This window comes from Agrococcus carbonis (genome assembly GCF_900104705.1).
GTDB lineage: Bacteria > Actinomycetota > Actinomycetes > Actinomycetales > Microbacteriaceae > Agrococcus > Agrococcus carbonis.
Genome location: NZ_LT629734.1, coordinates 1,964,491 through 1,973,883, shown reverse-complemented (window position 1 = coordinate 1,973,883; position 9,393 = coordinate 1,964,491). Strand labels below are relative to the sequence as shown.

General features: G+C 72.8%; 11 protein-coding genes. 2 read left to right on the top strand and 9 right to left on the bottom strand.

The window, feature by feature from the left end; all coding sequences use genetic code 11:
- Positions 1 to 47: 47 nt before the first annotated feature.
- Positions 48 to 1,460: a coiled-coil domain-containing protein gene (locus tag BLT67_RS13430; RefSeq protein ID WP_157674307.1), complete on the bottom strand. Its 1,413-nt coding sequence runs from the start codon at positions 1,458 to 1,460 to the stop codon at positions 48 to 50.
- Between the two features lie 106 nt (positions 1,461 to 1,566).
- Between BLT67_RS13430 and BLT67_RS13425 the strand changes: the two genes are divergently transcribed.
- Positions 1,567 to 2,208: an HAD hydrolase-like protein gene (locus tag BLT67_RS13425; protein WP_157674306.1), complete on the top strand. Its 642-nt coding sequence runs from the start codon at positions 1,567 to 1,569 to the stop codon at positions 2,206 to 2,208.
- Positions 2,209 to 2,326: 118 nt separating this feature from the next.
- On the opposite strand, the gene truA is transcribed toward BLT67_RS13425, so the two are convergent.
- A complete protein-coding gene (truA, locus tag BLT67_RS09545) occupies positions 2,327 to 3,154 on the bottom strand; it encodes a tRNA pseudouridine(38-40) synthase TruA (protein ID WP_092666800.1) in 828 nt (275 codons plus the stop codon).
- Positions 3,155 to 3,278: 124 nt separating this feature from the next.
- On the opposite strand from truA, the gene BLT67_RS09540 reads away from it, so the two are divergent.
- Positions 3,279 to 5,066, top strand: a complete 1,788-nt coding sequence (locus BLT67_RS09540) for a glycoside hydrolase family 15 protein (RefSeq protein WP_092666799.1) — start codon at positions 3,279 to 3,281, stop codon at positions 5,064 to 5,066.
- 105 nt (positions 5,067 to 5,171) lie between these two features.
- On the opposite strand, the gene rplQ is transcribed toward BLT67_RS09540, so the two are convergent.
- The 7 genes from rplQ to BLT67_RS09505 all read right to left on the bottom strand — a co-directional run bounded on the left by rplQ (position 5,172) and on the right by BLT67_RS09505 (position 9,368).
- Positions 5,172 to 5,729: a 50S ribosomal protein L17 gene (gene rplQ / locus BLT67_RS09535; RefSeq protein ID WP_092666798.1), complete on the bottom strand. Its 558-nt coding sequence runs from the start codon at positions 5,727 to 5,729 to the stop codon at positions 5,172 to 5,174.
- A 36-nt stretch (positions 5,730 to 5,765) separates the two neighbouring features.
- On the bottom strand, positions 5,766 to 6,755 hold the full coding sequence (locus BLT67_RS09530; protein WP_092666797.1) for a DNA-directed RNA polymerase subunit alpha: 990 nt from the start codon (positions 6,753 to 6,755) through the stop codon (positions 5,766 to 5,768).
- A 98-nt stretch (positions 6,756 to 6,853) separates the two neighbouring features.
- Positions 6,854 to 7,252: a 30S ribosomal protein S11 gene (gene rpsK, locus BLT67_RS09525; protein WP_072312767.1), complete on the bottom strand. Its 399-nt coding sequence runs from the start codon at positions 7,250 to 7,252 to the stop codon at positions 6,854 to 6,856.
- A 22-nt stretch (positions 7,253 to 7,274) separates the two neighbouring features.
- Complete coding sequence (rpsM, locus tag BLT67_RS09520; protein WP_092666796.1) at positions 7,275 to 7,652, bottom strand: 30S ribosomal protein S13; 378 nt, start codon at positions 7,650 to 7,652, stop codon at positions 7,275 to 7,277.
- Between the two features lie 291 nt (positions 7,653 to 7,943).
- On the bottom strand, positions 7,944 to 8,057 hold the full coding sequence (gene rpmJ / locus BLT67_RS09515) for a 50S ribosomal protein L36 (protein WP_092666795.1): 114 nt from the start codon (positions 8,055 to 8,057) through the stop codon (positions 7,944 to 7,946).
- A gap of 62 nt (positions 8,058 to 8,119) precedes the next feature.
- Positions 8,120 to 8,341: a translation initiation factor IF-1 gene (infA, locus tag BLT67_RS09510; RefSeq protein WP_072312769.1), complete on the bottom strand. Its 222-nt coding sequence runs from the start codon at positions 8,339 to 8,341 to the stop codon at positions 8,120 to 8,122.
- A gap of 121 nt (positions 8,342 to 8,462) precedes the next feature.
- Complete coding sequence (locus BLT67_RS09505) at positions 8,463 to 9,368, bottom strand: hypothetical protein (protein WP_092666794.1); 906 nt, start codon at positions 9,366 to 9,368, stop codon at positions 8,463 to 8,465.
- Positions 9,369 to 9,393 lie beyond the last annotated feature (25 nt).

The following is a 9,393-nucleotide window of genomic DNA, read 5'->3' as shown; positions in this document are numbered from 1 at the left end:
GAGCATAGCCGCCCGGATCCCGGGCGGTCAAGCCGCGATCGCGTCGATCAGCGGTCGATCGACGGGTCGTACTCCTCTTCCTCGTGCCACACGACGTCGACGACGCGCTCGCTCGTCTCGGGCTCCGCGGCCTCGTCGTCCTCGACCGGCTCCGCCTCGAGCGCGATGTCCTCGAGCACGTCGGGCTCGGGGGCGGATGCGGTGAAGGCGTCGGGCACGACCGCGCGGTCCTCGGCGGCGACCGTGCCGATCGCGTCGCCCGACGCATCCGCCGCATCCGCCGCCGTGCCGGTCGCGAGCGCCGCGCCGCCGGCCTCGGCGCCCGCCGCGCTCCACGTGCGGGGGTCGGCCGCGTCGGCGACGCGCATGAGGGACTGCACCTCGGCCATGAAGCCGTTGAGCTGCTGCTGCTGCCAGCGCAGGCTGCGCGAGCGGTCCTCGGCGTCGCGCAGCACGTCCTTCGTGTGCTTGGAGACGGCGTCGACGATCGTCTGCGCGCGCTGGCGCGCCTCGTCGAGCATCGCGGACGCGCGCGCCTTCGCGCTCGCCTCGACCTGCGCGCCCTGCGCCTTCGAGAGCTGCTCGTACGCCTCCGACTGCTCGGCGACGTGCTTCGCGTGGGCGAGCGCCGAGGCGACCTTCTCGTTCGCGTCGGCCGTGATGCGCTCGGCGTGCGCGACGGCCTGGTTGTGGAGGCGCAGGAACTCCTGCTGCGCGTCGTCCTGGCGGCGGGTGATGGCGGCGTCGAGCTCGGCGCGGCGCGCCTTCGCCTCGCGCACGACGCGGTCGGCGTCGAGCTTGAGGTCGTCGGTCTCGCGCTGCACCTGCGCGCGCATCGCCGCTGCGGCGCGCTCGGCCTCGCCGAGGAGCACCTGCGCCTCGCGGTCGGCCTGCGCGACCTTCTCGCCGAGCGAGCCGAGCTCCTGCTCGATGCGCGCGCGGTGGGCGGTCTGCTCGGTCTCGCTGCGGCGGCGCACGAGCTCGGCCTCGTGCTGCGCCTCCTGCAGCACGCGCGCGGCCTCCTCCTGCGCCTCCTTGCGGATGCGGTCGCGCTCGGCGGTCGCATCCTCGAGCACGCGCTGCGCCGAGTTCGACGCGTTGTTCACGAGCGTCGTCGCCTGGTCCTCGGCGACGCGCAGGATCTCGGCGAAGCGCACGCGCGTCTGCCGCCCCTCCTCGGCGTCGACCTCGTCGGTGTCGTCCGAGGCGGCGTCGTCGTCGAGGGTCTGCACCTGCTGCGCGAGGCGCAGCATCCGCGCCTCGGCCTGGTCGGCGCGCGCGATCGCGGCGTCGAGGTCCTCGGTGAGGTGCTGGATGCGCGCGCTCGCGTCGAGCGACGACGACTCGGTCGTCGAGCGCACGGCTTCGAGCTCGCGGCGGAGCTCGGCGATCGCGCTGTCGACCTGCTCGCGGTCGTACCCGCGGAACGCCTGGTCGAACGCTGGCTGCTGCTCGCTCATCATGTGCCTCCGGCTCTCGTGCCGCACCTCACGTCGGCCGCGATCCATCCTAAGCCGCGGGCGAACGCCCGGCCAGCCGATCAGACATCTGGGACGATGGGAGGACATGACTCCCCGCGGCATCATCTTCGACCTCGACGGCACGCTCACCGACTCCAAGCCGGGCCTGCTCGCGGGCCTCCGGCACATGCACCGCACGCTCGGCTGGGAGGTGCCCCCGGACGACGAGCTCGAGCGCTGGCTCGGACCGCCGACGGTGACGATCCTGGCCGAGGCGGGGCATCCGCAGCCCGTGATCGACCGCGCGATCGCCGCCTTCCGCGCGGCGCTCGACGCCGGCGCGCTGCTCGAGAGCAGGCTCTACCCCGGCATCGCGCCGCTGCTCGCGCGGCTGCACGACGCGCGGCGCCCCATGGGCGTCGCGACGCACAAGATCCAGCGGGATGCGGTAGCGGTCGTCGAGCACTACGGCTTGAGCGAGCGCTTCCGCGGCGTCCACGGCCGCATGCCCGACGAGGTCGGGCACTCGAAGGCGCCCGTCATCGCACGGGCCGTCGCCTCGATCGGGCTGCCGCCGGGCGAGCTCGTGATGGTGGGCGACCGCGTCAACGACATCGCCTCCGCCCACGAGCTCGGCATGCCGTCGATCGGGGTCGCCTACGGCTACGGCGGCCGCGACGAGCTGGCCGCCGCGGGCGCGACCCGCATCGTCGACTCGGTCGACGAGCTCGCCGACCTGCTCGGCTGAACCGCGGCGCGCGCCGCGGAGCTGCAGCGATGGGCGCGCGACGGGCGCAGCGTTGCAGCGATCGGCGCGCGCAGGTGGCGGGCGAGCGCCAATCGCTGCAGCCCTGCCGCGCGGCCCCTCAGCCGTCGAGGTCGTCGGCGCTGCGCCGCGCCCGCGCGCGCTCGGCCTGCGCCGCGAGCTCGTCGTCGGGCGGGTAGCCGACCGCGACGAGCGTGAGCCCGTGCGCGGGCATGAGCCCGGTGAGCGCCGAGCGCCTCCGCTCCTCGAGCAGCGCCGCGGCGCGGGCGAGCGGCAGCCGCCCCTCCCCCACGCGCACGCACGCCGCGACGAGCGCGCGCACCATCGAGTGGCAGAACGCATCCGCGGTGAGCGACGCCGTCAGCAGCGCGCCCTCCTGCCGCCACGAGAAGTCGCGCAGCTCGCGGATGGTCGTCGCCCCCTCGCGCGGCCGGCAGAAGGCGGCGAAGTCGCGCAGCCCGACGAGCAGGTCGGCGCAGCGGCGCATGGCGTCGACGTCGAGCGGCCGGGCGACGTGGGCGGCCGTGCGTCGCTCGAGCGGATCGGATGCCTCGCTCGCGACGATGCGGTAGCGGTACGACCGCGAGACGGCCGAGAAGCGCGCGTCGAAGCCCTCGGGCGCGAGCGAGAGTCGGCGCACGACGAGGTCGCCCTCGGGCGCGGCGAGCCGCGAGATGCGGTGCGCGAGCCGCGGCGCGCGCTCGGCGAGGTCGGCGGCGAGCGCCTCGGGCACGTCGGCGTGCGCGACCTGCCCGCTCGCGTGCACCCCCGCGTCGGTGCGGCCGGCGACCGTGACGCGCACGGGCTCGCGCGCGATCGTCGCCAGGGCCCGCTCGAGCTCGCCCTGGCACGTGCGCAGGCCCGGCTGGGCCGCCCAGCCCGAGAACCCGCCCCCGTCGTAGGCGAGGTCGAGGCGCATGCGGGGCATGCCGCCAGCCTACGGCCGCGCCCGTCGGCGCGGCGCGGCTGCGCGCTGGGCCCCTTCGCAGCATCCGGCCGCTCATGCAAGCCGCCCGGATCGGCTCCTCAGGGCCCGCGGGTAGCCTCGCGGCATGCCGCACCACGAGCGAACCCCGATCGAGGACTACGCGCTCATCGGCGATCGCACGACCGCGGCGCTCGTCTCGCGCGACGGCTCCATCGACTGGCTCTGCCTGCCGCACTTCGACTCCCCCGCGTGCTTCGCGGCGCTGCTCGGCGGCCCCGAGCACGGGCACTGGCGCATCGGGCCGACCGCGCCCGCGCGCTCCACGCGGCGCTACCTGCCCGGCAGCCTCGTGCTCGAGACGACGCACGAGACCGAGGGCGGCACGGTCACGGTGACGGATGCGATGCCGACCGGCGACGACCGCGCCGACGTCGTGCGCATCATCGAGGGCGTGCACGGCGACGTCGAGCTCGAGCAGGAGCTCGTCGTGCGGTTCGGCTACGGGCGCATCCCGCCCTGGTTCCGGCGGATGCGCCTGGACGGCGAGGAGGCGCTCGTCGCGATCGCGGGCCCCGACCGCCTCGTGCTGCGCGGCTCGCGGCTGCCGCGCGCCGACCACCACCGCCACCGGGGCGCCTTCACGGTGCGCGAGGGCGAGCGCGTCGTGCTCGACCTGTGCTGGCGGCACTCGTGGCAGCCGTACGCCGAGCCCGTCGGCGAACCCGAGGTGGTCGCGACGACGGTGGCCGAGTCGGTCGAGTGGCTGCGCGAGCTCGACTACACCGGCCCCTACCTCGAGGCCGTGCAGACGAGCGTGCTCGTGCTGCGCTCGCTCACCGACGAGGCGACCGGCGGCATCCTCGCCGCACCCACCACATCGCTCCCCGAGGATCCCGGGGGCGAGCGCAACTGGGACTACCGCTTCACGTGGCTGCGCGACGCATCCCTCACCGTCGACGCCGTGCTCGCGGCGGGCCTCGGCGAGAAGGCGACCCTGTGGCGCGACTGGCTGCTGCGGGCGATCGCCGGGGACCCGGAGGACATGCGCATCATGTACCGCCGCGACGGCGGTCGCGACCTGCTCGAGCGCACGCTCGACCACCTGCCGGGCTACGGCGGCGCGGCACCCGTGCGCATCGGCAACGCGGCGGTCGAGCAGCGCCAGCACGACGTGCTCGGTCAGGTGATGCTCACGCTGCGGCGGCTGCGCGAGCGGGGGCTCGACGACACGCACGACTCCTGGCACATGCAGCGCGCGCTGCTCGACGACCTCGCGACCCACTGGCGGGAGCCCGACCAGGGGCTGTGGGAGATGCGCGGCGAGCCCCAGTGGTTCACCCACTCGCGGGCGATGATGTGGGCGGCGTTCGACTGCGGCGTCCGTGCGATCGAGGCGGGGGCCGACGGCGACCCGACGCGCTGGATCGCGCTCCGGGATGCGCTGCGCGAGGAGGTGCTCACGCGCGGCTTCGACCCCGAGACCGGCTCGTTCCGCCAGCACTACGGCACGAGCGAGGTCGACGCCTCGCTCCTGCAGCTGCCGACGATCGGCATCGTCGATGCGACCGATCCGCGCTTCCTCGGCACGATCGCCCGCATCGAGCGCGACCTCCTCGTGGAGGGCATCCCGCTGCGGTACCGCACGACGGGGGTCGACGGACTCGCCGGCGACGAGCATCCGTTCGTGCTGTGCGGCTTCTGGCTCGTCACGGCGTACGCGCAGGCCGGACGGCTGGGCGATGCGCGGGCGCTCATGGATCGGCTCGTCGCGCTCCGCAACGACGTGGGTCTCCTGGCCGAGGAGGTCGATCCGGCGACGGGCCACCATTGGGGCAACTTCCCCCAGGCGTTCTCGCACCTCGGCCTCGTGCTCGCCGCGACCGAGATCGCGCGCGCGGAGGCCGGCGCCTGACGGGCGATCGCCGAGCGACCGCCGAGCGAGCACCGAGCGAGCACCCCGGGGCGACGACGAAGGGGCCCCGCGATCGCGGGACCCCTTCGTGCGTCAGCGGCGGGACTACTGCTTGTCGTCCTCGGCGGGCGCTTCGGCGGCCTCGTCGGCTGCGGGCTCCTCGGCGGGGGCCTCCTCAGCCTGCTCGACCTCGGCCGCGGCCTCGGCGGCCTTGGCCTCCTCGGCCTTCGCCTCGGCGGCCTCCTGGTCGGCGGCGGCCGACTGCGCGGCAGCGGCGGCCTTCGACTTCGACGCCTTCTTCTGCACCGGCTCGAGCACGAGCTCGATCTGCGCCATCGGGGCGTTGTCGCCCTTGCGGAAGCCGAGCTTCGTGATGCGCGTGTAGCCGCCCTCGCGCTCCGCGACGAGCGGGGCGATCTCGGTGAACAGCTCGTGCACGACGCCCTTGTCGCCGATCACGCCGAGCACGCGGCGGCGCGCGTGCAGGTCGCCGCGCTTCGCGAACGTGATGAGGCGCTCAGCGACGGGACGCAGGCGCTTGGCCTTGGTCTCGGTCGTCTTGATCGACTTGTGCGTGAAGAGCGCAGCCGCGAGGTTCGCGAGCAGCAGGCGCTCGTGCGCAGGACCGCCTCCGAGGCGGGGACCCTTGGTGGGCTTGGGCATGGTTCGTATCCCTCTAGTTCCTCAGTCAGCCCGCGGTCAGCGAGCGTCCTCGTCGTAGCCGCTGTAGAAGTGCGCGCCGTCGAAGCCGGGCACCGCGTCCTTGAGCGACAGGCCGAGCTCGGCGAGCTTGTCCTTGACCTCGTCGACCGACTTCTGGCCGAAGTTGCGGATGTTCATCAGCTGCGTCTCGCTGAGCGCCACGAGCTCCGAGACCGTGTTGATGCCCTCGCGCTTGAGGCAGTTGTACGAGCGCACCGACAGGTCGAGCTCCTCGATCGGCGTCGCGAGCTCGCCCGAGCCGATGGCCTCGGCGGGCGCCTGCCCGATCTCGATGCCCTCGGCCTCGGCGTTCAGGTCGCGCGTGAGGCCGAAGAGCTCGACGAGCGTGCGGCCGGCCGACGCGATGGCGTCGCGCGGCGAGATCGCCGGCTTCGACTCGACGTCGACGACGAGCGAGTCGAAGTCGGTGCGCTCACCCGCACGCGTCGCGTCGACGCGGTAGGTGACCTTGAGCACCGGCGAGTAGATCGAGTCGACCGGGATGACCCCGGCCTCGGCGAACTCGTCGCGGTTCTGCGCGGCCGAGACGTAGCCGCGGCCGCGCTCGATCGTGAGCTCGAGCTGCAGCTTCGCCGAGTCGTTCAGCGTCGCGAGCACGAGCTCGGGGTTGTGGATCTCGACGCCGGCGGGCGCCGTGATGTCGGCAGCCGTCACCGTGCCCGCGCCCTGGCGCGAGAGGTAGGCGACGACGGGCTCGTCGTGCTCCGACGAGACCACGAGCTGCTTGATGTTGAGGATGATCTCGGTGACATCCTCCTTCACGCCCGCGATCGTCGAGAACTCGTGCAGCACGCCGTCCAGGCGGATGCTGGTGACGGCGGCGCCGGGGATCGACGACAGGAGCGTGCGGCGGAGGGAGTTGCCGAGGGTGTAGCCGAAGCCCGGCTCGAGCGGCTCGATCGTGAACCGCGAGCGGTGCTCGGCGATGATCTCCTCGGTGACAGTGGGGCGCTGGGCGATCAGCACGTGTCGGTTCCTTTCGGTCGCGAGTCCGCTATATGACTCGCGTGTTCAGTGACGGCGGAAGGCCGGGCAGGCGAGGATCGCCTGCCCGGCAGGAGCGACTAGTTGCGGCGCGGCTTCGGCGGGCGGACGCCGTTGTGCGCCTGCGGCGTCACGTCGTGGATCGCGCCGATCTCGAGGCCGGCGGCCTGGAGCGAGCGGATCGCGGTCTCACGACCGCTGCCTGCGCCCTTGACGAAGACGTCGACCTTCTTCATGCCGTGGTCCTGCGCCTGGCGCGCAGCCGACTCGGCGGCGAGCTGCGCGGCGTAGGGCGTCGACTTGCGCGAGCCCTTCATGCCGACGCCGCCACCCGAGACCTGCGAGACGACGGCCCCGGTGGTGTCGGTGATCGAGACGATCGTGTTGTTGAACGTCGACTTGATGTGGGCGTGGCCCACCGCGATGTTCTTCTTGTCCTTCTTGCGCGGCTTGCGGACCGCGGACTTGGGAGCTGCCATGTTCCTCTACCTCCACGCGGCCTTAGCGGCCGGCCTTCTTCTTGCCGGCGACCGTCTGCTTCTTGCCCTTGCGGGTGCGCGCGTTCGTCTTGGTGCGCTGACCGCGCACGGGGAGACCGCGACGGTGGCGGAGGCCCTCGTACGAGCCGATCTCGACCTTGCGGCGGATGTCGGCGGTCACCTCGCGGCGGAGGTCGCCCTCCACCTTGAACGTGCCCTCGATGTGGTCGCGGAGCGCGACGAGCTGGTCGTCGGTGAGGTCCTTGACGCGCGTGTTGCGGTCGATGCCGGTGGCCTCGAGCGTCTGGATCGACCGGGTGCGGCCGACGCCGAAGATGTACGTCAGTGCGATCTCCACGCGCTTCTCGCGCGGGATGTCGACACCTGCGATGCGTGCCATCGTGTGTCTCCTAGGAGTGGTGAGAGGTATGGAGCAGCGGAGGTGCCTGGGCCTCTCCCCAAGGTGTCGCCCTCGGGATGAGGGCTCTTACCGCTGCTGGGATGTGTTCGCCTTCGCCCGGTGGTCGAGGAGCCGCCGCAGGCAGCGTATCGAGACCGAGGTCTGGTTCATATTGAGTTGTGCTCGTGCTGCGATGCAGCGCTTGGGTCTCGGTACGGCCGCCTTCGGCGACCTACTCGACCTTGAGTCCTGCGCGCGCAACGCGACGTCGTCGCATTGCGCGCTCCGGACTCAACCTTGACGCTGCTTGTGGCGCGGGTTCTCGCAGATCACCATCACACGACCGTGCCGGCGGATGACCTTGCACTTGTCGCAGATGGGCTTGACGCTGGGGTGGACCTTCATGTTCTCTTCCTCGCTGGCCTCGTGCTCGCGCGGTGCGCGAGCCGTTCCTTATCCAGCAGCCGTCACTTGTAGCGGTAGACGATCCGGCCGCGGCTCAGGTCGTAGGGGCTGAGCTCCACGATGACGCGGTCCTCCTGGAGGATGCGGATGTAGTTCTGCCGCATCTTGCCGGAGATGTGCGCGAGCACCACGTGTCCGTTCGAGAGCTCGACGCGGAACATCGCGTTCGGGAGCGCCTCGATCACCGTGCCTTCGATCTCGATGACGCCGTCTTTTTTGGCCATAGCCTTCTTCTGCAAGTGTTGGATGCCGGTCATGCGAGTGGCATGCGCAAGCGGGCGCATGACACCAACGATCAACTCTACGCGGAGTCTCCGCTGCACTGCAACCCGGGCGTGTCGCCGGTCACGTCGAGCGGTGCACCACGACCGAGCCCCACAGCATCGCCCGGTCGCGGCGCGCGCGCTTCGCCGCGTCGTCGTCCATGGTCGTCGCGAACGACCGCGCGATGACCGGCCCGCCCGGAGCGGTCGCCCGCACCGCGGCCTTGCGCAGGTCGCGCACCCAGCGCTCGTCGGCCCCGTCGACGACGTTCGAGAGGCTGATCGCGTCGTAGGAGCCCGGCTCGACGGACTCGAGGTGCTCGAGCAGCGGCGCCTCGATCCAGGTGATCGCGCCCGGCTCGACGTGCGGTGGGCGGAGTCCCGGCAGGTCCTCCCCCAGCAGCAGCCGCCACGCGAAGGGGTTGTCGCGCGGCGCGTGCTTCCGGAGCGCGCGCCCGATGCGGCCGCGGATCGCCTCGTCGAAGTGCGGCGGGATGGGGGTCGAGAAGTCGCGCAGCACGAGCGCCGAGAGCGCACCGGCGGGGCCGAGCATCGTCTTGAGGATCGAGGCGAGCGAGCGGTTGTCGAGCTTCGCCTTCCACGCCGCGGCCGCGCGCAGCGGCTCGTCCTCCTGCAGGAACTGCCGCATGCGCCGGCGGCTCCACGCGGGGCTCACCGCGCGCACCATGCCCCGGCCGAGGTCGAACAGCCGCTCGGCCGCCCCCGGCTCGAAGGGGGCGCCCGCGACCCGGCGGCGCGCGTAGTCGAGCTGATGCCGGTTCGACGCGACGGCGCTCACCCGGTGGCCGGCGGCGGCGAGCGCCCCGACGAGCTCGCCGGCGCCCGCGACCGCGAGCACGCGGCTGCCCGGCGCGAGCTCCTCGAGCTCGATGCGCGGGTCCACCCAGTCCCAGCCGTGCAGCAGGCGCTGGCGCGGGTTGGCGCTCGAGCGCCCGATGCGCCGCGAGCCGCGCGTCAGCACGCGCACCGTCCTCGTCCCATGCCTCGATCCT

Coding starts and splice junctions, on each gene's coding strand:
- BLT67_RS13430 (WP_157674307.1), bottom strand. CDS start 1,460: ATGAGCGAGCAGCAGCCAGCGTTCGACCAGGCGTTCCGCGGGTACGAC.
- BLT67_RS13425 (WP_157674306.1), top strand. CDS start 1,567: ATGACTCCCCGCGGCATCATCTTCGACCTCGACGGCACGCTCACCGAC.
- truA (WP_092666800.1), bottom strand. CDS start 3,154: ATGCCCCGCATGCGCCTCGACCTCGCCTACGACGGGGGCGGGTTCTCG.
- BLT67_RS09540 (WP_092666799.1), top strand. CDS start 3,279: ATGCCGCACCACGAGCGAACCCCGATCGAGGACTACGCGCTCATCGGC.
- rplQ (WP_092666798.1), bottom strand. CDS start 5,729: ATGCCCAAGCCCACCAAGGGTCCCCGCCTCGGAGGCGGTCCTGCGCAC.
- rpsK (WP_072312767.1), bottom strand. CDS start 7,252: ATGGCAGCTCCCAAGTCCGCGGTCCGCAAGCCGCGCAAGAAGGACAAG.
- rpsM (WP_092666796.1), bottom strand. CDS start 7,652: ATGGCACGCATCGCAGGTGTCGACATCCCGCGCGAGAAGCGCGTGGAG.
- rpmJ (WP_092666795.1), bottom strand. CDS start 8,057: ATGAAGGTCCACCCCAGCGTCAAGCCCATCTGCGACAAGTGCAAGGTC.
- infA (WP_072312769.1), bottom strand. CDS start 8,341: ATGGCCAAAAAAGACGGCGTCATCGAGATCGAAGGCACGGTGATCGAG.